The organism is Rhodococcus sp. MS16 (assembly GCF_013277795.1).
Lineage (GTDB): Bacteria > Actinomycetota > Actinomycetes > Mycobacteriales > Mycobacteriaceae > Rhodococcus_F > Rhodococcus_F globerula.
The window spans coordinates 110,552-136,889 of sequence record NZ_VBTM01000008.1; the positions used below are offsets into that span (position 1 = coordinate 110,552).

The 26,338-nt window shown below is 56.9% G+C and carries 25 protein-coding genes; 8 read left to right on the forward strand and 17 right to left on the reverse strand.

Annotation, left to right across the window (positions count from 1 at the left end; translation table 11 throughout):
* Positions 1–21 precede the first annotated feature (21 nt).
* A complete protein-coding gene (locus tag FEZ60_RS19900) occupies positions 22–375 on the forward strand; it encodes a UBP-type zinc finger domain-containing protein (RefSeq protein ID WP_095888600.1) in 354 nt (117 codons plus the stop codon).
* A 17-nt stretch (positions 376–392) separates the two neighbouring features.
* On the opposite strand, the gene FEZ60_RS19905 is transcribed toward FEZ60_RS19900, so the two are convergent.
* The 3 genes from FEZ60_RS19905 to FEZ60_RS19915 all read right to left on the reverse strand — a co-directional run bounded on the left by FEZ60_RS19905 (position 393) and on the right by FEZ60_RS19915 (position 2,570).
* A complete protein-coding gene (locus FEZ60_RS19905; RefSeq protein WP_172936820.1) occupies positions 393–1,289 on the reverse strand; it encodes an MBL fold metallo-hydrolase in 897 nt (298 codons plus the stop codon).
* Positions 1,290–1,681: 392 nt separating this feature from the next.
* The gene (locus FEZ60_RS19910) at positions 1,682–2,023 is read right to left on the reverse strand and encodes a hypothetical protein (RefSeq protein WP_172936821.1); all 342 of its coding nucleotides are present in this window, start codon (positions 2,021–2,023) and stop codon (positions 1,682–1,684) included.
* Between the two features lie 31 nt (positions 2,024–2,054).
* Positions 2,055–2,570 (reverse strand): DUF3558 domain-containing protein, encoded by a 516-nt coding sequence (locus FEZ60_RS19915; RefSeq protein WP_172936822.1) that lies wholly within the window; start codon positions 2,568–2,570, stop codon positions 2,055–2,057.
* Between the two features lie 157 nt (positions 2,571–2,727).
* On the opposite strand from FEZ60_RS19915, the gene FEZ60_RS19920 reads away from it, so the two are divergent.
* A complete protein-coding gene (locus tag FEZ60_RS19920; protein ID WP_116104330.1) occupies positions 2,728–3,783 on the forward strand; it encodes a 2,3-butanediol dehydrogenase in 1,056 nt (351 codons plus the stop codon).
* A 52-nt stretch (positions 3,784–3,835) separates the two neighbouring features.
* Here the strand turns inward: FEZ60_RS19920 and FEZ60_RS19925 are convergent, their stop codons facing one another.
* Complete coding sequence (locus FEZ60_RS19925; RefSeq protein WP_033236028.1) at positions 3,836–4,060, reverse strand: hypothetical protein; 225 nt, start codon at positions 4,058–4,060, stop codon at positions 3,836–3,838.
* A 296-nt stretch (positions 4,061–4,356) separates the two neighbouring features.
* Between FEZ60_RS19925 and FEZ60_RS19930 the strand changes: the two genes are divergently transcribed.
* Genes FEZ60_RS19930 through FEZ60_RS19940 form a run of 3 tightly spaced genes read left to right on the forward strand, consistent with a single transcriptional unit; the run spans position 4,357 to position 6,254 of the window.
* Positions 4,357–4,623: a helix-turn-helix domain-containing protein gene (locus FEZ60_RS19930; RefSeq protein WP_033236027.1), complete on the forward strand. Its 267-nt coding sequence runs from the start codon at positions 4,357–4,359 to the stop codon at positions 4,621–4,623.
* Positions 4,620–5,849, forward strand: a complete 1,230-nt coding sequence (locus FEZ60_RS19935) for a type II toxin-antitoxin system HipA family toxin (protein ID WP_172936823.1) — start codon at positions 4,620–4,622, stop codon at positions 5,847–5,849. The genes FEZ60_RS19930 and FEZ60_RS19935 overlap by 4 nt, the downstream gene beginning before the upstream one ends.
* A 24-nt stretch (positions 5,850–5,873) precedes the next feature.
* Positions 5,874–6,254 (forward strand): helix-turn-helix domain-containing protein, encoded by a 381-nt coding sequence (locus FEZ60_RS19940; protein WP_033236025.1) that lies wholly within the window; start codon positions 5,874–5,876, stop codon positions 6,252–6,254.
* On the opposite strand, the gene FEZ60_RS19945 is transcribed toward FEZ60_RS19940, so the two are convergent.
* The 5 genes from FEZ60_RS19945 to FEZ60_RS19960 all read right to left on the reverse strand — a co-directional run bounded on the left by FEZ60_RS19945 (position 6,251) and on the right by FEZ60_RS19960 (position 12,174).
* Positions 6,251–8,044, reverse strand: a complete 1,794-nt coding sequence (locus FEZ60_RS19945; RefSeq protein WP_172936824.1) for a long-chain fatty acid--CoA ligase — start codon at positions 8,042–8,044, stop codon at positions 6,251–6,253. The two genes, FEZ60_RS19940 and FEZ60_RS19945, sit on opposite strands and share 4 nt — an antisense overlap.
* Entirely contained in the window at positions 8,041–8,502 is a 462-nt protein-coding gene (locus tag FEZ60_RS19950) for a MarR family winged helix-turn-helix transcriptional regulator (RefSeq protein WP_138872663.1), read from the reverse strand. Before FEZ60_RS19950 ends, FEZ60_RS19945 begins: the two co-directional genes overlap by 4 nt.
* A gap of 85 nt (positions 8,503–8,587) precedes the next feature.
* Complete coding sequence (locus tag FEZ60_RS32585) at positions 8,588–8,719, reverse strand: putative transporter small subunit (protein ID WP_045071446.1); 132 nt, start codon at positions 8,717–8,719, stop codon at positions 8,588–8,590.
* A gap of 27 nt (positions 8,720–8,746) precedes the next feature.
* Complete coding sequence (locus FEZ60_RS19955) at positions 8,747–10,399, reverse strand: sodium:solute symporter family protein (RefSeq protein WP_172936856.1); 1,653 nt, start codon at positions 10,397–10,399, stop codon at positions 8,747–8,749.
* 389 nt (positions 10,400–10,788) lie between these two features.
* Positions 10,789–12,174: a plasmid pRiA4b ORF-3 family protein gene (locus FEZ60_RS19960; RefSeq protein ID WP_033236021.1), complete on the reverse strand. Its 1,386-nt coding sequence runs from the start codon at positions 12,172–12,174 to the stop codon at positions 10,789–10,791.
* A 245-nt stretch (positions 12,175–12,419) separates the two neighbouring features.
* Between FEZ60_RS19960 and FEZ60_RS19965 the strand changes: the two genes are divergently transcribed.
* Complete coding sequence (locus FEZ60_RS19965; protein WP_172936825.1) at positions 12,420–13,016, forward strand: hypothetical protein; 597 nt, start codon at positions 12,420–12,422, stop codon at positions 13,014–13,016.
* A gap of 143 nt (positions 13,017–13,159) precedes the next feature.
* On the opposite strand, the gene FEZ60_RS19970 is transcribed toward FEZ60_RS19965, so the two are convergent.
* The 7 genes from FEZ60_RS19970 to FEZ60_RS20000 all read right to left on the reverse strand — a co-directional run bounded on the left by FEZ60_RS19970 (position 13,160) and on the right by FEZ60_RS20000 (position 19,733).
* Positions 13,160–13,606, reverse strand: coding sequence for an HNH endonuclease (locus FEZ60_RS19970; RefSeq protein ID WP_346343387.1), 447 nt, complete (start codon positions 13,604–13,606; stop codon positions 13,160–13,162).
* An 87-nt stretch (positions 13,607–13,693) separates the two neighbouring features.
* Positions 13,694–15,181 (reverse strand): hypothetical protein, encoded by a 1,488-nt coding sequence (locus FEZ60_RS19975; RefSeq protein WP_172936827.1) that lies wholly within the window; start codon positions 15,179–15,181, stop codon positions 13,694–13,696.
* Positions 15,182–15,253: 72 nt separating this feature from the next.
* Entirely contained in the window at positions 15,254–15,868 is a 615-nt protein-coding gene (locus tag FEZ60_RS19980) for a hypothetical protein (protein ID WP_172936828.1), read from the reverse strand.
* 17 nt (positions 15,869–15,885) lie between these two features.
* A complete protein-coding gene (locus FEZ60_RS19985) occupies positions 15,886–17,538 on the reverse strand; it encodes a DUF4407 domain-containing protein (protein WP_172936829.1) in 1,653 nt (550 codons plus the stop codon).
* Positions 17,430–18,098, reverse strand: a complete 669-nt coding sequence (locus FEZ60_RS19990; RefSeq protein ID WP_172936830.1) for a hypothetical protein — start codon at positions 18,096–18,098, stop codon at positions 17,430–17,432. The genes FEZ60_RS19985 and FEZ60_RS19990 overlap by 109 nt, the downstream gene beginning before the upstream one ends.
* Positions 18,058–19,011, reverse strand: coding sequence for a protein phosphatase 2C domain-containing protein (locus tag FEZ60_RS19995; protein ID WP_172936831.1), 954 nt, complete (start codon positions 19,009–19,011; stop codon positions 18,058–18,060). The genes FEZ60_RS19990 and FEZ60_RS19995 overlap by 41 nt, the downstream gene beginning before the upstream one ends.
* Positions 19,008–19,733, reverse strand: a complete 726-nt coding sequence (locus FEZ60_RS20000; protein WP_172936832.1) for a hypothetical protein — start codon at positions 19,731–19,733, stop codon at positions 19,008–19,010. Before FEZ60_RS20000 ends, FEZ60_RS19995 begins: the two co-directional genes overlap by 4 nt.
* Positions 19,734–20,113: 380 nt before the next feature.
* Here FEZ60_RS20000 and FEZ60_RS20005 point away from each other — a divergent pair, with 380 nt between their 5' ends.
* Together FEZ60_RS20005 and FEZ60_RS20010 are read left to right on the forward strand one after the other, a co-directional pair.
* On the forward strand, positions 20,114–21,994 hold the full coding sequence (locus FEZ60_RS20005; RefSeq protein WP_346343388.1) for a DUF2075 domain-containing protein: 1,881 nt from the start codon (positions 20,114–20,116) through the stop codon (positions 21,992–21,994).
* A gap of 105 nt (positions 21,995–22,099) precedes the next feature.
* Positions 22,100–22,963, forward strand: coding sequence for an HNH endonuclease signature motif containing protein (locus FEZ60_RS20010; protein WP_172936834.1), 864 nt, complete (start codon positions 22,100–22,102; stop codon positions 22,961–22,963).
* Between the two features lie 338 nt (positions 22,964–23,301).
* Here the strand turns inward: FEZ60_RS20010 and FEZ60_RS20015 are convergent, their stop codons facing one another.
* A complete protein-coding gene (locus FEZ60_RS20015; RefSeq protein WP_172936835.1) occupies positions 23,302–26,337 on the reverse strand; it encodes a Z1 domain-containing protein in 3,036 nt (1,011 codons plus the stop codon).
* Position 26,338 lies beyond the last annotated feature (1 nt).

The following is a 26,338-nucleotide window of genomic DNA, read 5'->3' on the forward strand; positions in this document are numbered from 1 at the left end:
ACTTCAACGAAGGGACTGACCATGACCGACGGACTTCCAGCTGGAATTGATCCGAGTGTGCCGCCGAGCGGTGCCGGGTGCGTCGAATGCGACGCTGCTGGCGGTTGGTGGGTGCATCTGCGTCGATGTACTCAGTGCGGTCACATCGGATGTTGTGACTCATCGCCATCACAACATGCCAGCGCTCACGCCGCGGCTACCAAGCACCCCTTCATGCAGAGCTTCGAGCCTGGCGAGGATTGGTTCTGGAGCTTCGAAACGCAGGAAGCCTACGACGGACCTGAATTAGCCCCGCCCACTTCGCATCCCACCAACCAGCCGGTTCCTGGTCCGGCCGGCCGAGTGCCAGCTGATTGGCAGGAGCACATCCACTGAATCTGAATCTACGTCTGTCACTTCACCGGTATGTCGAACGTGAGCCGTGAAGGCTGGACATAGTCTGCCGGATCGGTGAGCAGTCGTAGTTCGGGTGACGTCGGCAAGCCTGCAAGCGCTTGAAGCAGTCTCTCTTCGTACGCGACGGCCGGCGCGGAGAGCGGCGCGAGCCAATTGTCATGGTGCGCCGGAACGAAGAGCGAAGGCCGCAGTGCTCGGATGTAGTCGAGCGGGTCGCTGAGCCCGTTCGAGTATTGGTTGTAACCCTGAATAGACCCGATCTGAACTGTGGACGCCGGCAACGCTCGCATAGCCTCCAGGATCTCCGGGGCGTCGGTGAAGAGCGGCCCTGTGCTGTCGTGCCAGGTCAGTACGAAGTCACCGATCACGAACTGGTAGAGCAACGATCCACCCTCGGCGTCGTTGAAATGCGATGCCAGGTGTGCAGTGTCGTGAGGTGTCGGCGGATGTTCGATGGCCGGACTGAAATCGGGCACAAGAACGAGTGGCGACTGCTCGCCTCGCGGGGCCCGCAGCGCGGAGTGCAAGTGCCGAACAGAGTGCACGGCAACACCGTTGGATAGCGAGAAGTCAGTTCGGTCAGAATCCAGCGGCAGCGTTCGGAGCTCAGTTGTGGCTTGCTCTGCGATCTGACTGCAATGCTCGTCTGTTCCAACGATGGTTGCTCCACACATCGAGGCAATTTCGGCAGCGTCAGCGGCGTGATCGAAATGCCCATGACCAATCAGGATGTGGCTCGGAGCTAGCGCCGCCAGTTCTTCAGGGCTGGTCGGTACATAGTTCGAGAACTCGCCTCGAGGAACCCATGCGTCCAGTAGAACGACGTTGCCCGCGATGGCCATCGCAAAATTCGTGACACCGAACCACGAAAGAATCGTCTTTGACGAATCCACTTCGCCGGTCGATGGATCAACATTCTCGGGCCCGAAGAACCTTTGGCGCGCAGTGATAGTCGGATTCACTGAAGCTGGAACGGAAGCCGACGCGTTCGTCATTCCAAGGGTTGAGGCAGCCGCGGCGGCAGCTCCCACGACAAAGCTCCGACGGCTAACTTCGTTCGAAAACATGACTGCAGTCTAGGTGGCGAGTGCGCACATCAAACTTCATTCCCCACTCTCGGATTCGCGGCGATGCTTGTAAGTCTCCGACCAACTAGAGGTAACCATGCTGTTCCATTGCAGATTCCGCCGCAGCTCGTAAAGCCACTATCATTTTCTCTTGATCACCCATCTACTGGTAATCCCTCACAAATCAGAGGCCAGAAATCCGCGTAGTGCGGGACGATTCAGTTACTCGGGCTTATCTTTCTGAGTGAGTCGACATTCGCCTGCTCCTGTTCCGTAGCATCCTCTATGCACTTCTGGAAGTACGCACGCATGTCATCGACTACTGCGATATGACTTTCCAACGCATTGACTAGTGAGTCGGTCCTAGCAACAGCCTTCTTCTCGAACTTCGATTTCAGAGCATCAGCCGAACCGAGGGTGCCAAATCCTCCAAGGGTTCCAAGCTTCTCGGCGTCGATCTTGAGCGCCTTGAGTTCACTACTCCACGCTTCACATGCCGCGTGTAACTGCTCGGCAGCATCGCTGTTGAGCAGGAATCCGTCACCGATTGGATGCCCCATGTCTGTTGACCCTTTCACTAGCTATGCAGCGTCATTTGGGCAGATACGGTTTAAGCGCAATCGCTTGCCTGGTGGCCAGACCGCAGATGTCCTCCGGGTACTGAGCCTGTTGATATGCATCAATTCTCACAAATATCGCGCCCTGATCCGCGGGCAGCGCAACAAAACATGTACTCCCGTCAACATCCCACACCTCACGAAAGGTGATCGCCCCATCACCTACCGCAGAAGCGTCACGGATATCAGTGTCGTCGGGATTGCGTCGAACATCCTCCAGGGTATGAAAGGTTGACCAGACGCCAAGTTCATACCAATCCGATGCCCAGCTACAGATCACGAACTCTGCCTGACTCACCCCGGCAACACCGTTCTCCTCGGTCGACGCGTCAACACCAAGGCTCGTGATCACATCATCTTGGATCGCGGAACAGGGGTCGAATAGTCCCTCGTTGCCTTCAGGCCGAACAGCCTCGCCTTCAACTGTCGAGGAGCATCCCCCGAGCAAAACGGTCGCTGCGAGCGACAGACAAGCGCCCCATTCCCTCACAGCGCACTCCCCTCCATCGACGCATCTCACACCATTTGACGCACGGGAGGCTCTCCCGGTTCCAACAATTGCAATCCATTGCAACCCTTCACACCCCACCATCGGAGTCCTAGCGTTGATCTACCAGCGGATTCACAACGAAGTGAGGTGCGGATCTATGAAGGCAGCACGGTTCCACGGTCAGAAAGACATCCGAATCGAAGACATTCCCGAGCCCGAAGTGCGGCCAGGTACCGTCAAATTGAAGGTCGCCTGGTGCGGGATTTGTGGCACCGATCTCCATGAGTACCTCGAGGGTCCAATCTTCATCTCGGCGCCCGGCCACCCCCACCCCCTCTCTCATGAGAACGCGCCAGTCACTATGGGGCACGAATTCTCGGGCACCGTCGAAGAGGTTGGCGAGGGCGTGACTGACGTCGAAGTGGGTGAAAACGTCGTCGTTGAACCGTATTTCGTCTGCAACGAATGTGCTCCGTGTAAAGCCGGCAACTATCACCTGTGCACTCAGATGGGATTCATCGGATTGGCCGGCGGCGGTGGCGGACTCAGCGAAAAGGTTGTGGTTGACCGACGTTGGGTTCACAAGATCGGCAACATCCCATTGGACGAAGCTGCGCTGATCGAGCCGTTGAGCGTTGCACACCATGCCGTCGTTCGTAGCGGCGCCCAAAGTGGCGACATCGCGATAGTCGGAGGCGCCGGACCTATCGGGCTGCTGGTCGCCGCAGTACTCAAAGGTCTTGGCGCAACAACGATCGTCACGGAACTCAGCGGTGCGCGTAAAGAAAAGGCACTGTCCAGCGGTGTCGCTGACTATGTCATCGATCCGAGCAGCGAGGACGTGAAGGCCCGCGTTCTCGAGATCAGCGATGGCATCGGCGCGGATATCGGATTCGAATGTGCCGGCGTCAACGCAGTGCTCGACACCATGCTCGACACCGTTCGACCCGCGGGAGTGGTTGTCAACGTGTCAATTTGGGGCAAGCCCGCGACCATCGACATGCAGAAGCTGGTCCTCAAAGAGATCGACCTGCGAGGAACAATCGCGTACGTCCGCGATCATGAAGCTGTCATCAAAATGGTTCAGGACGGAGTTGTCGACCTCGCCCCGTTCATCACCGGACGCATTCAACTCGAAGAGTTGATTTCAGAAGGCTTCACAACCTTGATCGAACACAACGACACAGCAGTCAAGATTCTAGTTCGTTCATAATTCAACAACCGGGAAATGCGGTGGGGACGTCATGTCTCCACCGCTCCTTGGTTTAGGAGGCTTCCCGCTCCTGCTCAACACACATCGCCGAGTATCGCGCGAAGGCATCGTTCAAGGTCAGGGACTTACGCTTGTCGCCGATATCGCGCGGCGGCGCCTGCCTGGCACATCGCTTCGCGTGCTCGATGACTGCTTCGCGCACGACGCTGGATATGTCCGCGCCCGTAAGCTCCCGGAGAGCCTCGAGAGCCTCGAGTTCCTCTGAATCAAATCTCACTGTTACCGATCGTCTAGCCACATTCAGGATGCTACGTCGAGTCACAGCAATATTGGGAGCTAGGTTCGAGCGACACCCGAAAACTCTTCTCGCCAAACGACTTGAATTCCGATCAGGCTGGTCTGAAAGCTGGGGAACACCAACTCTGTCGGTAGGTTGACGCTCCGATGGGCGATCTCCTCGACTACCCTGCGAAGGGGAAGCTAATGCACGAAAATGCAAGCATAACGAGCATTTGAGATTGCCCTGCGACCCCACCCTGACTTATGCTTGCAAAATAAGGCATAGGAGCGGCAATGAGTCAGCCACGTAGAAGTTCACCGACGCGCAGCAGTCCTATGCCTGAAATTGCACGCATAGGCGAGCTGTTTGCCGAACGCAGGGTCCAACTCCGACTCACCCAGCAAACACTCGCCGACCTAGCCGGGGTGTCCCGATCCAGCGTTCAAGCGCTCGAATACGGCACCGGATCCGTGAAGCTGGCATCAATCGTCGAAATTGCCGACGCCCTCGGACTGCGCCTGCAGCCAATCACGATCGCTGAACTCGAGGCGCCTCAATGAGCAGCCCTCTCAGCGCGACGCTGACGGACATCGACAATGCAGACGTCTACATCGACGACGTGCAGGTTGCCACCCTCACACGCCAAACAAACGACACGATCGAATTCGACTACAGCACGCTGTCATCGACCGGGGCATCGATCCGATCTCACTCAGTGTCATGGTCGTTGCTCGCGAATGGGCACTACCCCGTGGTCACCACCGGCGGTGCGGTTCCCCCCTTCTTCGCAGGCCTTCTCCCGGAGGGTGTTCGCCTCGGCGCGGTAGTTTCCTCGACCAAAACCTCGATCGACGACCATCTGACTCTGCTATTAGCCGTCGGCGCCGACACCATCGGAAATGTGCGGATCGTGCCCGCAGGTAGTGTCCCACCGGAACCGCAACCGATGTTTGCGCCGGAACGAGACGCCAACTTCCACAGCCTATTCAATCGCCTGGCCGGTTCGGTCGACGCAGATCCGCTTGCACTTTCCGGAGCCCAACCCAAGGTCAGTGCAAATATGTGGTCGGTACCGACAAACACTCTCTCTGGGCCCGCGATCCTCAAACTCACTCCGCCCGTTGGATTCCCACTGTTGTCGGAGAACGAACACTTTTTCATGAGAATGGCGGCAGCATGTGGGCTACGCGTGCCGACCACTCGACTTCTCCACGACGCCGACGGCAGGAGTGCGTTACTTGTCGAGCGTTTCGACCGCCGCGATGGCCACCGCATCGCTCAAGAGGATGCATGCCAAGTTGCCGGCATCTATCCGGCGTCCAAGTACCGGATGAAAACCGAGACTGCCATCACGGCGCTTACCGATGCCTGCGAAGCGGGCGGCGGCTCCAAATCTGCATCCACACTGGAATTGCTTCGCACAGTGGTCTTTTCATGGATCATCGGCAATGGAGACTTACACGGAAAGAACCTGTCGATCTACGCGCCGAACGCATTGTGGCAACCGAGTCCGGCTTACGATCTACTCAGCACTCAGCCGTACACCGGCTGGAATGATCCGATGGCGATGAACCTGTACGGGCGCGCCAATCGCCTGACCCGCGCCAACTTCATCGACGCCGGACTACGGCTCGGACTTCGCGAACGCGCGGTAACCCGAATGATCGACGCGCTGGCCAAAGCTGCACACGGCTGGGCCGAGCGATGCACCGAGATCGGATTCGATGCAAGGACAACAGAACTTCTCGCCGGCCTTCTTCGCCATCGCCTGACAACACTGATGTGACAACTACTTCGATCGGAGCTCGACGTGAGCATTGACCACGTAATTTCAGCAGTCGGTAGCGCCGACGCAGAAAAGATCAAGACCGCGCTGTCAGCGCTCGCTCAAACCTCAACTGCCACGACGACGCTCGTGATCGACGGCGTGACAATCGACGTCCCGGCCTCAGTGGGCGATGCCGTCGTAGCGCTGCTGAAATACCTCGCCAACGGTGACAGTGTTGCGCTCGGTGCCGTTGCCGAACTACTCACGACGTCTCAAGCTGCGGAGATTCTCGGCGTCTCGGACACGTATGTCCGCAAGCTTGCCGATGCCGGCAAGCTCCCGATCGAGCTACGCGGAACCCACCGCAGATTCCGACTCGACGACGTCATGGCCTACCGCGAGCAGTTCCCCAAGCGCTCCTAGCTCTTGGTGTACATACCTTCGATTTCCTTGGAGAACCGGTCGACGACTACGTTTCGCTTGATCTTGAGGGTTGCCGTCATCTCACCGTCTTCCTCGGTGAGATCCCGATCGAGAATCACGAACTTCTTGATCGACTCGGCATGCGAGACAGCAGAATTGGCGTCATCGATCGCCTTCTGCATTTCTGCCCGAAGATCCTTGTCGTCACGCAGTTCAGCGACGGTTGCTTCGGCGGGCTTGCCGTTATCGGCCTTCCACTTCTCGAACACCTCGGGATCAACCGTCAGAAGTGCCGTGACGTAAGACTTTCCATCGCCGACGACCACTGCCTGCGAGATGATGGAATGCGACCGAATACGGTCTTCCATCGGGCCGGGTGAAACGTTTTTGCCACCTGCCGTCACCAGAAGGTCTTTCTTACGGCCGGTGATGGATAGGTAACCGTCGCTGTCGAGTTCACCGAGATCGCCGGTGCGGAGCCAACCGTTGTCGAAGGACTCTTCGGTGGCCTTCTCGTTCTTCCAATAGCCCTTGAAGACCACTCCGCCGTTGAGCTCGATCTCGCCGTCTTCGGCAATGCGAACTCCGTTGCCGCCCATAGGCTGCCCGACGGTGCCGATCTTCTGAGCCCCGGGAATGTTCACGCAATGCGCTGCCGTGGTTTCGGTGAGTCCGTAACCTTCGTAGATCGGAACGCCGAGCCCACGGAAGAAGTGGCCGAGTTCCGGGGTAAGTGCACCGCCGCCGGAAATGGCGAACCAGCACTCGCCGCCGAGTGCTGCGCGCAGCTTCGAGTACACAAGCTTGTCTGCGACAGCATGCTTCGCCTTGAGCACCAGGGACGGGCCACCGGCGTCGAGAGACTGGCTGTACTCCTTGGCCGTTGCTTCTGCAAAAGCAAAGATTGCACCGGGAACCTTGCCGCCGGATTCCGCCTTCCGCGCCGCACCGTCGCGAACCTTCTCGAAGACCCGCGGGACGCCGAGGATCGTATTGGGCTTGTACCGCTCGAATTGCGTTGTGATGTTCGAGAAATCAGACCAATGCGCCTGCGCAGCACCAGCTTCGAACGTCGCCAAGGACACTGCACGAGCAAGTACATGTGCCAAGGGAAGGAAGGTCAGAACTCGGTTCCCCGGAACCGCGACCTTACCGATTGACGCAGTCAGAATGCCGCGCACCTCGGACAAGAAATTCCGATGAGTGAGGATGCAGCCCTTCGGCCGCCCCGTCGTACCGGATGTGTAGACGAGCGATGCAAGGTCGTCAGCGCGGATACCGTCGAGGCGCTTCTTCAGCTCGGTTTCGTCGACGTCGATGCCCTGCTTGGTCAGCTCTGCCACAGCGCCGGCGTCGATCTGCATGACAGCGCGCAGGCTAGGCGGCGCATCCTGGAACAACTGCTCGTGCGTCCCCGTCTCCACGATGGCCATGACGGACTCGGAATCCTCGAGGATCCAAGCAACCTGGCCCTTCGATGACGAGTCGTAGATCGGAACCGTCGCAGCGCCGGCCGCCCAGATGGCGAAGTCGAAAAGCGTCCACTCGTAGCGAGTGGCCGACAGAAGCGCGACGCGGTCCCCTGGCTGAACACCGGCGGCAATCAACCCGTTTGCCACGCCCATGACCTGCTCGGCAAATTCCTTCGCCGAGACGTCGACCCACCCGTTGCCCATCGGCCGCGAGAACACCGTGAGGTTCGGGGTGCGCTCGGCGTGAGTGAAGACTGTGTGCACCACCGACTCGTTGTCGGAGATAGTGAACTGGGCTTTGGCGCTGTACTCACTCACAGGGTGTCATCTCCGTCGGTCTGCGATTCTGTGCTGATTCTGAAGCGGTGAAGTGCACGGGCGAATTCCTCGATCTCGGACTCACTCCAATCGTGCAGCCTGCTGACAACTTGGTCGAGTCGACGCGCGTCGGCGGCGTCGAGGTATTTGCGACCCTCGTCAGTGAGGTGGAGCGGATTACCCAACCGAACGGGTCCCGGATCGGCATACACCCAGCCTGCGTCGATGCAACCGCGCACTTGGCGCGAGATGGTCGAGCGGTTGACGCCGAAGACGTCGGAGATCTCTGTTGCCCGGCAGCCGTCGTGGCGGCCGATGAACGAGAGGAACGAGTGCTGCGCGATGGACGGCTGATCGTCGGATTGGCGATCGCCTGTCATCAGCTGCCGCGTCAGGTGCACCAGCTCGTCATGGACGGCTGGTGGACCGGTGAGCGACATTGCTCCGTTGTGTTGCACTGAGCAACTATAACGCCGACCCCTGTGTCCGACGCAATATGACCGCCGCCACCGACAGCAAGTGCGTCGGTGGCGGCGTGAACAGCTAGACCAGATCTTCACCGTTGCGGCGAGCAGTTGCCCAATCCTTGAAGAATCCCTTGCTGATGACTCCCAAGACAACCAGCACCAACGCCGGCCAGATCAGAACATAAACGGTCAGTAGAGCTGTACTCATTCGTATCCCTTCCACTTGTCTCGACGGTTACTTTCCGGACGCTCCCACAGCAGGAAACTCTTCCTCGTCGAAATCTCCCGTCCGCTGCTTGATCAGTTCGAAATCGAACGTCTCACGCTGATTGACGGACATCGCAAAACACACGACGGTACTGACGGCATAGGCCACCAAAGATCCGCTGAGCGTTGGGTAGTCGTGCAGGAAGCCGATCGCGAACGGCGCGGACAGCACGATCGCCAGGCCACCGACGATCTGCGCAACCTTCAGGCCGAAGAATCCAAATGCCATGAGCCCCAGCACCACTCCGATACCGACGACGGCAACGATGTCGGAGAGTATCCCGAACATCCCATCCATCGGCACCCAACTGAATCGGACGGGCAAGAAGGCAGCAAGAGCCACCAGCACCGACACAGTGAAGGCTTTGTTGGTGACCTTGCCCCAGTAGAAGCTCGCGATAACCGGGAACACCAAAGCGCCCCACAGCGCGCCGACGAACACCAACAGATCCAGAATGCTCAATTGCAGACTTGCCAAGGAAATAGCCGCCGCCGTCGCAACAATCATCGTTACTCGGCCGATAAGCAGCATCCGTCGAGGGTTTGCATTAGCCTTGCCGGCGACAGCCTGGCCGTAAACGTCGGTCATCACGATGGACGAGAGTGCAGCAAGGTCCGAGTCCGCCGTCGACGACAGCGCGCCGATGATCATGACAAAGAAGACAGCAAGCAAAATTCCGGGCAGGTACGACGCGGCCATCTGCGGAATCAGGTTGTTGACGTCACCATCAGTTGGCTCGATTCCGAGGTACAGCGCGAGAACACCCAGCATTCCGACACCGATGACCGTTGCGCCGTATCCCACAGTTGCGGTGATGAAGGTGGGCTTGATCAGGTCTTCGCGGACCGCGAAGAGTCGTTGGGCGATGGTCTGGTTGCCGATTGCGTAGGCAAGAACTGCCGCGATGTACGGTGCACCCTGTTCGAAGAAGGCAACGCTCGAGAAGAAGTTGCCCTGCTCAGCAGTGAGGTTGCCTGCGCCGGATTCGAAGGCCGCCGGGAACCCCGCTGCGAAGAAGATGAACGGCACCAAAACCGCTACCGCACCGAGCATTCCGATCAGCTGAACGAAGTCGGTCAGCACCGAAGCACGGAAACCTGACCACAACGTGTACAGCAAGACGCCCAGTGCGACGATGAACACACCCTGAATGAAGTTGAACGGCGAAAGCAACGCGATCAGCAGACCACCAGCGAGAAAGTTCGACATCAAACTGATAAGACTGCCGACGATGTTGGAACCTGCGAGCATCAACTGACTCGAGCGGCCGTGCCGCGCGTACATGACCTCGGCCAGAGTGTGGGCTTTCGGCGCTACTTTACGAATTCGCTGGCCAAAGGGATAAATGAAGAGAATCATCAACGCGCCCCACAAACCGTAGTGAATGGGGCCGGAGATTCCGTAGGTGTAGCCAGAAGTGGCGGATGCGTACATCGACGACGCCCAAATCCAAGTGGCCGTCATACTCGCGGCCGAAACACCAAATCCTAATTTGTTTCCGGCGGTCATAAAACCGTCGGCATTTTCCTGCTTCTTACCGATACGAAGAGAAGTCAGAAATGTTCCACCATAAAAAGCAACAAGCAGTGAAACAATTACCAAGGTACTGAACTGGACCATGTCGGACCCCGTCACATGCCACATCCTTCGCACATAATCGGCAGAACAACGCGCAAAAACCCCTGTTCAGGATCTTTGCGCTTCGCTTCTGCACGCCCTAGGAGCGACCGTCATACCAACACCGGTCACATATTCAATTGACTAGCAACACGCACTTCATCTTTTCCGAAACCCAACCTCCACAAAATAAATCTTCTGCGCAAGCTTTTGGCTCGACCACGCAATTCAACAACTGAGGATCGACCCTAGCATGATGGCAATTTCGAACAAAAACTCGCATATTTTGCCACCCGAAATTATTCGGGATTCCGTCGCCGGAAAATCATGCGCTTCCAGCACATATAACAACTCTGCATCGATTGATATCGACGGTCGATTCGATCGGGTAATTATTTAGACAGAACCATCCGGGCAAAACGTCGGCCCCACTCAGGATCGGCGGAAACATGCTGGTCCAACGGATTGGAGACAATCGCCCCGATCATTCGCAGGTACAGGAGAGTGTCTCTCACCATCCACGTCCAATCGTCGTCGCCGAGGAGTGTTCCGTCGGTTGTCGACCAACCCAATGCCGTGAGTCCTTCGATCATCACTTCACTACGTTCGGACTCCGACAAGCCGGCAGCCAACGTAAGGAACAGAATTCGGCCGGCTTCCTGCGCCAGCTCGCCCTTTCCCAACGGCATGGTCATCACGATGTGGCGCCACAGCTCGCCTTCATACGCTAGAACTGACGCGCCGAGTCGAGTCAGAATCAAAGTGCCTCGGAGTTTCCGGACCAATCTCAGGGTCTTGGCGATCTCAACAAGTACTGCTAATTGCGAGTCACTCCCTACCGCGGCATCGATCCACTCACTGTCCCAATCGAGTTCGTCTCGGGCAGACGCACCAAGGTCCGGAGGCAGTGACCCGGACGACGTCAACACAATCCCACCGCCTCGCGCGGAGTTCAGCAGCCACAGCAACTGGCGGGTTGCTCCCTCACGCATCGTCTCGAAGTAGTTGTCATACCCACCACTTAGCTCCGCTTTGGCAACTGCGGCAAACAGTTTCGGCGCGGAATGAACCGACATACGGCGTAAGAACGTCTCGAACAGCGAGCTGCCCACAGGCGGTGACTTATGCAGTGCCACTGCAGTGGTGACTGCCGCATTGGACTCTGTGAGAACAAAACGTTCGGGATCGAACAGCCCGGTACTCACCTGCGCGTTCAGGAACTCGAGATACCCGACCGGACCGCCAGAATCCTCCGGCGGGCACGCTCTCGCGCCATCAAGACAGGATGGCGCAGAAATCGGCTGGTCTTCGACAATCTGCTCGAGAACCAACGTGTGGCTCCACCTCGCGCGGACGTTGTACTCGTATCGGACGTAGTCCCCTACCCCGGTGACCGCCTCGTCGATCCGGACTTCGTCCTCACCAAACTCGTCTTCCTGATATCCATCGCGCTCGATCGCCTCTCGCGCGATATACCGATCTGGGCCATTGCTCGTTGAATGATGGACGCTCACCCACTGATGTGCGTGTTGATCACCCCATCCCATGACCGCCTGGATGATCGAATGCAATTGGTCGAGTTCGATATTCGACGGCACCGAGAACCTTCGCCAAATGGGTGGCGCGACGCAATCAAGTTCGATCCGCATGACAAAGTTCGCCACCTCCGGCCGTCGACGCTGATTCCGCATCTGCCTCGGCGTACGGACGGTTTGTGCCGCTTGAAATGCAGGCACCAAACGCAGATGTGAAGCTCGTCGAACTCGCTGACCCGTCATTTGTGGAGACTAGATCTACCTACCGACAAGCCGAGATACTCACTGCCACAACGCTGCCGGATTTGTCGGGACTCGAGTCACGTCGCTCTGCGCCGGCGAAGTTCTACTCAGCGCCCGCCGAAAGGGACACTATTGGGTGATCCACTACGCGGACAAGAGTGTGCGCCGACTACCGTAGACCTGACACCCACCGCACGAAAACAGTGCCAAGCGCCTGCTCGGACTGGCACGGAACATGAGGATCCATGAGCGACCACGACACGACCGCCGACCAGCCCCTCCACATCAACGGCGCCATTGCCCTGGTGACGGACGAGCGCGACGAATTGGTTCGCCTGTGCGTTCAGACCCTCGCCGAACTGCTGGGCAGCGAGCCCGACACCGACGATGACGGCGACATTGTCGTGCCGGTTCACGGGTTTGTCGTCTACGTGACGGTCGCGGATGACGGCCCCCAGATCAACGTCTGGTCCTCGGTCCTCACGGGTCTCGGTAATCCCGCCCATGCTGCAACCCAGCTGATCGAACTCGCACAGGAATGGCCGCGCCTGCGCTTCGCCTTCAGTGGCGACCACCTGCTGGTCTCGACGATGCTTGATGCGGACCCCTTCGCCCCGCAGCATCTCCTCAACCTGGTCGACGAGGTTCACGCCTTCACTCACGAGCTCGACGACGATTTTGCAGAGTCCTTCGGCGGCACCCTCGACTGCGACGAAGATGACGACAGTTACGCCGGCGAATGCAACACCGGTGGCTGCGGCGACGATTGTGACTGCGATTGCGGCGATGACGCCGACGGTGAGCCTGGCATCACGGCAGTCGCCTCGACGCCCGGCAAGTAGCTAGCGGCCCACGATTTATATTGCGCGCGTGCATCTCTCCAACTAAGCGATGCACGCGCGCGGGCGGTTTCGCCAGCGCCGGGCCCGAACCGACATAGGCCGCCCTATCCGCGACAGGTCCTGCGAGCACAGCGCGAGCAACGTCAGCCAGCGGACTGAAACTTCTTGTAGCTCAGTGCAAGCAACTCCGGGTCGGGGCGTTCAGATCTGAGCGCTGGAATCACCATCAACTTCTGACCGTGACGCTCCTTCAACCCGTGCTCCAACATCGGACCATCGATCTCTTCGAGAAGATCCTGCCTGATCTCGACGACGAGATCAGGACTGATCCCCAGAATATGAACATCGAATGCAGCGTGGTGGATCTTGCACATTGCCAAGCCATTTCGCACCGAAGCTACTCCAGCCTCATCGGAATCGGGCACAATATGCGCCGCATCAAGCAATGAGCTGTGACCTAAAGAGCAGACAGCGCAACGCGTTTCGTAGGCCCGCATCACTGTAGCTCGCAATGCCGGCTGGTGCAGCCGTCGCTTGGTTTCTGAGATCAGGTAGCGGCGAAGATGAGATTTGATCGGAGAAATGGGCACCATCGTGCAGGTTCACAATGGGTGTGGCCGGTGCCCCGCCACGCCCATTCGCTCTACTGCACGTCAGGTGTCGTGATTTGCAGGACCTTAACGAAATCGCTTTGCAATCCAACTTCTGATCCCCGAGGATTCAGCGACCGCAGCGCCTCGCATCTCCGCACTAGCTGCGGACATCGCCTCGTCAACTGCTCTGCTCAGCGATCTCGCGGAAAATATCTCGTGAGCAAGGTCCGGAACGTCGACAAGTGGGAACCTCGGTACGAGCATTGCCGGATCTGCAAGGAGATCCGGAAGATCCACCTCGGTTTCGCGACCGAGCAGTTCCTCCATCCACGATGAATCACCAGCACCGACAAAATGTTCGGCAAAGCTGTCAGCATCGATACCTGATGCGACTTTCCCCAGCGACTCGAAACTAGGAACGTTGACGAATCGGATCTGTGGCGGTTCGAAGATATGGATGACCTGACTTAGCATTTCTACTGTCCCGTGGTCATTCACGGCAACGAGCCGGAATCGACCACCAGTATCCAGACTGATCTGGACCGTGTTCGACGCACTGACGTTGATGTCCATCGCCGTTCCCCACGGTGTATGCAACGTGAGGTCTCGGTATCCAGTTACATCCCAGGATATCTCGACGCTCTCCCCCCTCATTCCAAATGGCGGAGACACCGTAAATCGATTGATCTCGGGAGGGGTAATCTGCGCGCAAATTTGAGCGTAAAAATAGCGATACCAGTCCATCGCAGAGGGTCGAGCAGCTTTGTCTGCGCTGAGTCCCGCAGCAAGCATTCCAAGCCCCGCGGCGTCGATCATGCCGGTCACATGAGAAAGGTTGCGCGATGGTTTGGTCTTTGACGCCAGCACAAAATAGATCAACAACGCCAACTTGTAGCGGTCAGTGTATTCGTCCTGCTCGCTTTGCCCATCCAGTCGCTTCTCCGGGCTTTCCATGTTCGGGCTATTGGCCTGAGGGATTGCCGGAGACCTCGATTCGATTCGAACTGGATCCATATCGATGAACATGATCGGCTCGTCCTCCGAAGTGCTCCACAAGATGTTGGTTACGCTCAAATCCCCATACACCATGTTTCGCGCATGCAGAAACTGCATAACATGTGCCATCCAGGCGCAGTAGCGCAGTCGCGCAAGAATATCCGTTTCTTCGACGACCGTTCCGCCATTGTTTCGTGCGTGACCCGGTTTCGCTAGCCAGCTCAGTGATCGCATCGTCGATGCGGTACCTGCAACCTGAGCAATTGAGGTCTCGATGAAGTGCGACGGAACCAAACGCATCAGAAAGCCCACCACGCTGCCATTGTCTACAACGGTGTCCAGCGGCCAGGTCGTGTAGTGGTCAAGTTCGTCACGGTCCGGTTCGGACATCCCATTCCGAAAGTCGACCAGGACTTGCAGGTTCGCGAGTTCGTCCGGCCCCGCCTGCAGATATTCCTTGAACGCACAGGTGGGCTCGCCAACCAGCTTCGCCGGGGTTTCGACTTCGTATACGATCCCGAAGCCACCTTTACCCAATTCGCGGCGCTTGTTCAGGATCGACGAATCAATCGGCACAGTCCCTGCTTCTTCCGGATTGTGTGTGCAGTAGTGGGCAACTGAGCACAAGAAGTGAATTCAATGACATGGCTATTCGACGATGGACCCTAGGCCGGTCAACAGCTGACTCAAAACAGTTGACTGAAGCCATTTCTGCGTGGTGGGACCACTATCATCAAGCACCACCGTGTCTAGAAAATGCGCACAAACTGTGCGTAGCAAATCCGGCGATCCCGCCTGATCGATGACAGTTCTTGTTGCACAAACCCGTTGGTGGGCCTCCGGCTGTGCGTCTGAGGCATGCTCACCGATCAGCCAGACCAATCGTTCAACAGAGTCCTTGTTTGAAGACAATTCTGCATCGTCGATGCTGCATCGCACGTCGAGAACAAACCCGTTGTACCCGGCGAGAACTCCGGACCCACCGCCGGAAGCCGCGCGCCGCTCGAGCAGACTGTAAGGATCCCGTAGTGCCACCAATCCATCGCGGGCGCTATCGAAAATACAATACGGCCCACGAGTGAGTGCCAACGCGAACAGATCCTCGAGTTGAGGATCTGCCATCAACCTGTCGGCGAGGTAGGTCACCGCCGCAGAGGCCACCTCCGAGGCCGATCCGGGTCCGAAATCAGTTGCAGGCAAAGCAATAACCAACCTGATTGGATCAGGTTCGTCGGTATCCAGCTCGAATACAGGAATCGACATAATTTCCCCTTGTCGGTTCAGTTGGCGCTAATCGGGGGTGGGGCCGGCATGCTGCCAGTCACAATCGTTTGAGTGATCTGAGGTCCAGAAGCGGCATTGGCTGGCCCGGAGCTGGCTCCGACATTACCCACTCCGGCACCCGCCGGCGCTCCCGGTCCACTGGAGAAACCGCCATTTGTCCCAGTCACGATCGGTGCAGTGCTACCGTTCGCGGCGAGGGATGCTGACCAATCATTCAATCGCAGTGCAGCAACATCTTTCGCATGCACTGTCCATAGTGCGAGTGCCTCATCGATCACAGCGGCCTGATGTTCCACTACAGCTGCGTTGATTTTCTTGACGACTTCGTGTTGCTTCTCAGCTCGGTCCTTCTCGGCATCCATCTCGGCAGTACGACGGATTTCGTCACGATCGCGCCGAAGCTTCAAGTCCGCCGTTGCCGCTTCCACCTCAAAGGCTTCTCGGTCCTCGACTACCTCGTCGTACTGGCTTCGCCGACCAAGATTGGATATTACCTTGAACAAAACCGGCAGAACTTCCATCGACATGAACAGCAATGTGACCGCAAGGTGTGCATTGCTCGCGGTCGAGTCGTTACCTGAAATCGCATTCAGTGCCTTAAGTCTCGCGATGATGCCGGTATTGGCATCTTCCAATGCATAGCCGGCGTTCTGTGTCTCGCCGAGTTGGCTCTTGAGCTTCTCGATGTTGGCAACAACTGCCGGGCGTTCAGCGATCGCCTCCTCAGACTCCGCTGCGACGACGCCTGCCTTTTCACTCTGCTTTTCGGCAATTTGGTCGCGGGTACTCTGCCACAGCGCCTGCGCTTCGGCGGAGGCTGCCTTCTTCGACTGGCATGAGTCCGCGCATCCTGCGACACCCGTGCCTCCGGTTCCGTCCTCCTCCGCCAGTGCCTCCGCCAACAGCCGTTCGTAGGTTGCCTTCTCTTGATCTGCCTTGGTTTGCAGCGCCACAATCTCCGTTTGCACTGCACCAACGCTGGGACTACTCGCCGGATCGCCGGCGTTGACGAGCCTGTCGATCTCCGAAAGCCGTTCCTGCGCCGCTCCGAGCTGCAATGCGATCGGGGATCCGTCTATCTGCGACTGCAGGTCGCCTTGGGCTTCGATGATGCTCCGATTCAGCTGCGCATCGATCTCGCTTTCGAATATCTTGAGCATCAGCGGTGTCGAAATGACGACGCCGATAATGAACGCAAGGATCACACGAGGCAAGGCCAAAGCGATGTTGCGCCCGATGCCTTTCTCTTGAGCGAGGCCAATGACGAGCATCCGGTCGAGGTTGAGGATCGCCAGACCCCACAGCAAACCGACCGGGGCACACAGCCATGGACTCGGGATCACTCGAGTGATGTTGAGCGCGTACGCCGCGGAGACCGCGGCAAACCCCGCAGTAGTCAACAGCACCGCGCCCATGGCCGCCTGCTTCGTCACCGCAGCGGGAAGCAGTTGCAGCACATCCTTACGAGCCCCTGCCAGACCAGCGAGGAAAAGAGATCCTCGTCCGGACTTCTGTTCCACTGATTGAGAGCTCTCTGCCATCACTTCACTACTTTGCGGTTTCGTGCAGCACGGAGCAGCACCAACGGGTAACCGGCGAACATCAAAGCGATGCACGACAGCATTGGGAATGCGGTCGGTATCCGCCACAAACGCAGATATCCAACCGCTGAATAACAAGGCCACGACATTGTCTGCCCTACGAGTCGTTGTGCGGTACGACACGGCACGAAAGACGGTTCCTCAGGCGAGGATCCGTAAATCGCTTCAGGAATTCCACCGACCAGTACATGCTCGCCCGTATCCGCTAGCGCAATCGTCGGTGCTGCAAATGTCCGAAGATCCCCCTCGAAGAAGATCTGCGTGACAGGAACAGACATCACGAGTGCTGCAAGCACCACGCCGACTCCGAGCGCCCAGTGCTGACCAACTGCCCTGTCACACTTCGGAGCAAACGCACCAAAAATATCGGAAGTTACGCGATGAACGCGCGGGAACAAATAGGCCCCCACAATAAGCCCGACAACGCCGAGTGGACGCCACACAATCATGCTCGCCGTAACAAGCGCGAGAACTGGCATACAGGCAACGACTGCGAGACAGACGATATAGGGATCGGCCCAAATCGCTCGCAGCGAATTTTGCATGCGGGAAACAGGAACGCGGAAATCAGCCGCCAGGTGACCAGAGAGCAATTCCCGTCCGATCATCGAGGAGGCTGCGGCGGCCAAAGGACACGTGCGCCGCAAAGTTCAACGGGGTGGGAGGACTCGACCACGCAGAGCCGAGTTCGATAGCAACCGGCCCGGCTCCACCGAGAAAGGCATCGCCGACTCCATCGGTACACAGCAACAACAGCGTTTCCCGGTCAAGCTCGAAGTGTTCCGACCTCACCGGGCTGTCGACCCGCAGCGGCAGTGCCGATGTCCTGTTCGAGGCCAACTCTCCGTCATTTATTTTGCCACCCAGAATTGGAGTCCAACCCTCGAAGGCTTCATCCGATGCTTGATGGCGCACCGTCCATAACGAACTGTCGCCGACGGCCGCATAGCAGACTTCCCACGGGCCCGGTTGAGAAACTGCTGAAACCACAACCGCCACAGCAGTAGTCGCCATCACTGCACGGACGTCGTCAATCTCGGCATCGGAACGTCCGAGCACCTGACGAGCTCGAACACAGACTGATGCCGACGCGTCGGCAAAGATCCCCGTCCACAAGTTTGGATCATCGCCGAGATCACAGTCGATCAATTCGTCGGCAAGAAACGTTGACGCCACATCCGCAGCGATATGGGACAATTCGCCGCTCCCCACGCCGTCACAGACGATGAGCACCAGTCGGTCAGTTTCCGCCGAATATCGCACTGCATACGCGTCCTGGCGGGCAGTGCCCGCATGTCTGTGACTCAGCCCTCGAACCGAGGCCGCCCGTAATGCCCATCCCTCGAAGTCGAACCCGTCGCACACCACATCCGAAGGCATAGCCGTCGAGAACGGTGCGCCACCGCCGATTTCGAGGTATGAGCGACCCGCATCACCGACGACAAAAGGTTCAGGCAGTTTCTCGCAAGGCAAGACGGGTTCGTTCTCCGGAGCTTGCAGACCGTCGAGGGGGACCGTCACATCACATCCATCTTGCGCATATTCACGAGTCCCTCAGTCCCCCGAGTGTCCATGACGACACCCGGAGTGCCCGCCACTGCGGACTGTGTGCAACTCACAACGGATTGGGTAACAATCCGGGTGATTGCCTGCATTGCCTGCTCCGCACTTGCGCCCGCATTAGCCATGAAGAAGTACCCGTCCTGCCGATAGGGAGGAAAGGTGATCGCGCGCAGTACCTCTTCGTCTGCGTCACCCAGACCGAACGGAACTAGGTTTGGGTAAGCCTTTACGGAAGTGAGTCGAGTGAACGCCGAGTTCCACACGTGAACCGCGTCCGTCGGCACACCATCGGTCACGAAAAACACTGTCGGGCGAAATACTTTGCCTTCTCCATGTCCCTTGAGATCGGCAATATCGGCGGCGATGCGCTCACCGATCAGGTCGAATATCGGAGCGAACGACGTGCCACCGCGGACCTGTAAGAAGTCCTCCCGCGTGATGCGGGTGTCATCTGCGAGGTCACACATTGGCACGTCAATACGTGCTTCGTCTGAAAATGACAGTACGCAGACCCTTGCGATATCTCCGAGAATCGGATCCTTGAGGATCTCGTTCTTGAGTGCTCTCATTGCATTGTTAACCTCGCCAATTACCGGCTCCATCGAGTAGGAAACATCGAATACCAGGTAGAACGGCAGCAAGGATGCTTCTTGCACCTCAATGCTCATCGATGTAGACACACAATCTCCTTTGGAAAACGCAACCGCAAAAGTCCGACATGAGCGTGATCGACTCAAACTGACCGTTAGCATGGCTCAGAAACAGCCCATATCAGTCATTTCGTACAATCTTCAAGAAAGTTACAGCAGGTTTGATGGATCCTAGGAATCGGATAGATCTGCGACGGACTAGTCGAACTAAGGTTCTATGAAATCTCAGCCGTTCAAGCGCCAGTCGACCCGACCCAATTCCTTCCAGCGCCTCCCCGAGCCCGTCGATGCGAAAGACCCCGCTTCCGCTAATGTACTGAGCGCGGCCCGACGGACTTCCGCTGTGATTCACAGCCACGGACATGCCCCCACCCGCACGACTCGATTCGTGCTGCCTGGGGGATCTCACTGTGACCTTGCTTCGTACTTCTGCCAACAGGATTGGCGCGATGGCGAATCCTGATTCCTTGATGGAACAGCTGTTGGAACAAATGCTGTTTCGTACCGGCCGGCGCGCAAGTGAATCGGAGCAGAAGTCGTGGAGCCGCAGCCTTCCCGTTCTAGCCAGTGATTTGATCGAAGCCGGTCTGGGCGGCGTCGAGATGTTGGTCGAGTACCACTTACCTCTCACGTCTCAGCGCGCTGATGTCGTACTGGCCGGACTACATCCGACTACCGGCCGACCGTCATATGTCGTGGTGGAACTCAAGCAATGGTCGGCCGCCCAACGATATGAAGGCAGCATTGACCTCGTCGATGTGCCGGGGATGCCCGGTGGCCCCAAACTGCACCCTGTCGCACAAGTCAAGGGCTATTGCGAGTACCTGTCAGATTTCGCGAAGGCTCTTGCAGATCAGCCCGATGCGGTTGCCGGCGTGGCCTACCTCCACAACGCTACGGATCCCGCAGCCGTCGCAGAACTACGGTCGTATCCCGCTTCCCTCGGCGGCCGGTTGTTTACCGGAGCCGACCGCGGAGATATGCAAACCTTCCTCAAATCTCGGCTCTCGACTGAGTCCTCCGGACACAGTGCCGGTGATACGTTGATCCGTTCCGCAGTGGCACCATCTCAACAATTGCTCAAGGTAGCTGCCGCCGAGGTTCGCGATCGACCGCAGTTCCATCTCCTTGGTGAGCAGCAACTAGCTGTCGACCTCGTACTCCACGCAGTGGATCAAGCTCACCAACTCGATCACAAGCGAATCATTATCGTCACCGGAGGGCCTGGCAGTGGAAAAAGTGTCGTCGCACTGTCCTTAGTCGGTGAACTCGCGCGGCGCGGTCGAACGGTATTGCACGCCACAGGTTCCCGATCCTTCACTCAGACACTTCGCAAGGTCGCCGGTGCTCGCGCTCCACGCGTGCAGAAGATGTTTAAGTATTTCAACCAATTCATGACCGCTGACCGCAACGGACTAGACGTACTAGTTCTCGACGAAGCTCACCGTATCCGTGAGACCTCAGTCGACCGCTACACCAAGGCAGAGCTTCGAACGGAGCGTCCTCAGCTCGACGAATTGATGGCAGCAGCACGCGTCCCCGTTTTCCTGCTCGACGAGTACCAGGTGGTGCGACCCGGCGAGATGGGATCACTGGAGCAGATCGAGCGCCACGCAAAGTCTATCGGATTGGAAACGCAGCACGTTCACCTCGGTGAGCAATTCCGTTGTGGTGGTAGCGAAGAGTACGTTCTCTGGGTCAAACAGCTTCTCGGACTGGCAGAAGGTGAGCCCGTAGCCTGGGCTGGCGATCCGCAGTTCTCAGTTCGTATCGCCGACACACCGCAGGAGATGGAACATCTGCTGTCACAACAGATCGAACGTGGATACTCGGCTCGCATGACGGCCGGGTATTGCTGGCCGTGGAGCAACGCCGAGAAAGATGGCACTCTCGTGCCGGACGTAGAGATCGACAACTGGTCCCGTCCCTGGAACAGCAAGAGTGACAGAAGAATCGGAGACGCACCTCCGGCCCCGCTTTGGGCTACGGAAGACGGAGGCTTCGGCCAAGTTGGATGCGTCTACACCGCGCAGGGGTTCGAATACGACTGGAACGGTGTCATTCTTGGACCTGACATTGTCTGGCGCAACGGCGCATTTACCACCGTTCGCACCGCCAACCGCGACCCGGATCTCAAAAACACGAAGAAGATCGGTGACGTCCGGTTCAACCGCTTGATCCGCAACATCTACAAAGTTCTGCTCACCCGAGGCATGGTTGGAACTGTCATCTACTCGACAGACGAAGAGACTCGAAAAGCTTTGCGTTCGTTGGTGAGCGAACACCTCTAACCCATCGCTCGAAATACACTTCAAACAGAAAACGAGCTCGGCCCGACAGGCTTCCGCCACAGGACATGCCTCCACCCGGTGCGATACCGGATAGGTGCATGCGCAATGGCAACTTGGATCTTTGTCATCTCCGCCAAGTATCCAGATCACTGGGATCGGGCGAAGACTGATGGCTTCTGGGACACCAAGCAAAGAACCAAGATTGCACCCGGCGACGACGTATATTTCTGGCAGGGTGGCGGTAGTTTTGTCGGATGGACCCGTGCGACCACAGCAACATTTGAACTGTCAGCCTCGGATCCTGCAGCGCATTGGGAAAATGTCTCTAACGGTGGTTACCACTTTCGATTCAAATTCCACACAATCAGTTCGGAGCCGATTCAGCAATTGACTTGGACTGAGATGTCCAATGCTACCGGGAACACTACAAAGGCCAACGCGGTTCGCATCGAGATCAAAAATGTCGAAGGCCATCTATACTTGCCCACCTTGTTCAACGTGGACTCGTCGATCGAAGTCAGCTACCCAGTCGGTAGCACCAAGTACGAGTACGGCGACGATATGCGCGACCGAGCCAGACGACTGATCAACATTCGCCGCGGTCAAAGCGCATTCCGAGATTCTCTGATCGATGCGTATGGCGGTACATGTGTAGTCACTGGATCTCCGGTCCTATCAGTCCTGGAGGCTGCGCATATCGACCGATACTTCGGCGACCATTCGAATCACGTGACCAACGGGCTTCTGCTGCGCGCCGATATTCACACACTGTTCGACCTCCTTCGCATCACTGTGGACGAGAATCTCCTCGTCCGTGTCGACCCGAAGCTGACGGGCACAGAGTACGAACCACTGGATGGCACGCCACTCCGGTTGCCCGCCAACCAAGCTCACCATCCTGACATGAAGGCTCTGCGCCGTCATTGTGAAAGCTGCAGCTGGATTCCTAAGACGCCGGCCACAGCGTAAGCCCTAAGGTTCCGACGCACACCTGACCAAACGCTTGTCCCGGCCTGCGCCATCCGGCCTGTCCGTCGCTCATAGCAGAATTGACGTATCCACGAAAGATTTAGGTCATGATGACGCCCGTTCGACGGCGCCTATGACATTGGCCCCTGGCCAATCCGCGTGCCATGCCACTGGTATTCCTGGGATCTGAATGCATATCAGCAGTCAGATCCCAGGAAACCGAACTTGGAGATCGTTCCGATCAAATCTGCCGCATACGAAAGTTGCGTGGCAATACAGAAGGACCCTCGATGCCCTTACAACACAACTCAAGTAGCGCCGAAATTTCGCCAACCTACTTATGAATCAGAATCCACAGGTGTTACCACCAGCTTGCCGTTCTTCCTCTTGGCAGCGAAACCGATTCGTCCTCCAGGTGCAGCAGCCTTCGGAAGCGCATACGAAAATAGAGTGGCAATATCCTTTGGATCAACGACTGGCTTCAGATCTGCTGGGCTGGCCCCCACATTAGAATCGTAAGTGCGCGGGTCAGCTGCGAAGGAAAGCAATAGTGCTCCACGAGTTGGAGAAAAGAGTTTCTCGGCCTCTCCACCACCATACTTTTCTCCACCTGCAATATGCTCGATTGCTTGACGCTGACGGAACGAACTTCCTGAGAATCCCGGACGGTCTTGGCGACGCGTCCTCTTAATTACCGGCATTGACTGATCCCAACCGACAATGGTTCGATACACCGCATCATCAAGCTGCGGTAGAAGTACCGCAAAATCGGTCAGGGTTCCTAACTTTATCGCACGCTTCAGAAACTCGGCGTGAGGTTCAAATTCCCAATTTGGGGCCCATTGAAACTCGTTCAGCGCTTCAAGCATCGCCTCTGCCGAGACAACACCCTGATACGCCTGAAACTTGCCTACGTGAATAACATCAGCTCGCGTTTCACGATATTCGAACTCTCGACTATCTTGCAACCCTTCCAATAACGGCCTGACTGCCGAAAAATTCAAGGCATTCTTTTCCCCTTTTCCGCGCACATCATGCATCGAAAAATCAACCAGCTTCGCACCTTCGCCTTTGAATTTGAGTTCGGCATTATACATTTTATTCGCGCCTGTTGGCTTCAACCACGGCAGCTGCTGATACACGAGGGGCGGAACATCAATTGGAGTAATGGAAGGGCTTCCGTCGTCCTCAAGATCAGAAAATACGCGCAACTCCTCTCGGAACTGCTCTTCATCCTGAATTATCGCTCCGAACGCTTCATACAAATCGTAAGTCTTATTTCCGGATCGAACGGCCCTACCAACATACAACCTGACCAAATCTCGATACCCAGGTCGGAATCCAAACCATCGGCCCATCTGCATCAGAGTGTCCGCCTGCAGAGTCCGTCGTGTGTAGTAGGAAACCGTCAAGCCCTCGACCGTGAATCCGCGGCTAAGCTTAGTTCCACCGACCAAAATCTTCCACACATTTGCAGCCTGGAAGTCAAGTTGCGGCTGATCAATATCCGTGTCACCATTGACCACTAGAACTGGAGTATTCGACTCTGAGATTCTGTCAACGGCAGCACCGATAAATATCTTGAGTTCTTCGAATTCAGCCGGCACATAATCATCTCGACTGGCACGCGCAGCACTAACAGGCTGAAAATCATCTATCCACAATTCACGAAGCCGTTCCAACCCTTTGGATGAACTATAGCCTGAGCGGTGCCAAAGCTGCTGAACCTCCACTCGAAGCGCCGCATGCTCCGCAGTCTTCACAGATTCATGAATCAACATCGTGTGGTGTCGAAATGGAACCGCACCGAGGCTCTCACGGAGCAGCTTAATCGCACCAGACAATACAAATGAATCGAGCGCACGTTGCAGAGATTTCAGTCGATCGACGCCGTCACTAGATTCAATATCCCGAATGAACGCCGACTCATTTGACGTCGCCGGAGTCTTCTCAGTGTCAGAGAAATCTTTTCCGAAATCATAGAAATCGGACCCGCCCATATATCCGTCAGGACGATCAAGACTCACGATAAAATCTCGCGGGAAGATATCCTCAGAATCATCGGGATCTACGAATACATTAGCAAACGGCGTTGCCGTGTAGCCCACATACTGACACCTGGGAAGCAGCGTCAACAGAGCTGATATTTTCTTGTTGATCGCGGTGCGTTCAATCTCTTCTGTCGTCTTCGGCTTTCCCTTACGATCCGGATTCACGGTGTTGACCGAAGCCTGATCCGCCTCATCATCAATAATAAGCGCAGGAATCTCTTCCAATTTGGTATGAATTTTCTTTAAGTCCGAGACCAATTTATCAAGGGTTCCACTGTTTTTTTTGATTACAGCAAAACGAACATTTGTTCGATATAGATTGGCAGGGTCGTACAGTTTCTTACTCTTTACCGCGACCTCATGTCCCTGACGAAAGTCGAGAGCGGCTAGTCCCAAGAGCAGCTTCTTGTAATCAAAATTCGGCGAGGTCAGTCGGTTTATCCCTGGAATATTGTCCTGCTCAGCAAAATTCACGCCGTGCTTGAGAAATTTCCCGTTGAACCAATCCTGATCGCCCTGGCCAGCGTAGTCGACAGTGGCCATCTGCTCAGCGTCCTCTGGATCGATCCCTCCCCGAATATTCTCCTCGCCAACAAGTTCCATATCGAGGCGGCGCTGAGTCTGACTCCGGAGGATCTCGACGGTTCCCGTCAAAACGATGATAAGCCGATATCCCGAGTCAATCGCCTTGGCAATAACGCCAGCGAAATTTGCGGTCTTACCGCTTTGCACATATCCGACGACCAAGCCCTTCGACTGATACGGAGCATCGCGTTCAGGATCTGCAAGACGCTTAATTACCTCATCAGTCGCCCTGTCCAACTTGCCGATCGAATCCGAGCCTTTCCATCGTTCTTCAAGCACGCCACGGTAAGCGCTCCAGTAGAAGTCATGGTCGGTCACTCGATTCCCCGTGTACCACGGTTCCCACGGCAACGGCACGCTGATGACAGACGACCCACTTGTATCGCGAGGGTACTCCGCGTCGAGCAGTCCGAAGCTTTCGTCCGTGAACCCCAATCGGCTGTATATGGTGTGCCGTCGCTCGAGCGATTTGGCTGTGGTTTCACTCCCCCAGTCCGACTGCTCGTCCGCATCCCATTTCATCAGCTGAATCCGCAGGTTTGTTTTGGCTGAACTGTTCGGATCTTCGGCAGTCAAGGCCAAAACAAGATCTGTCTCAGTTAGCCCGTCTGGTCGTGTCTTCCGCAAACGGAACTCGACCGCCTCGCGGAGATTATCTGGCGCAGACCCTGACAGTGCCTTCAGCTCCTGCACCGTTGCTGCCGCAATCTGATCGAAAAAGGCTTCCACTGTGCTCATT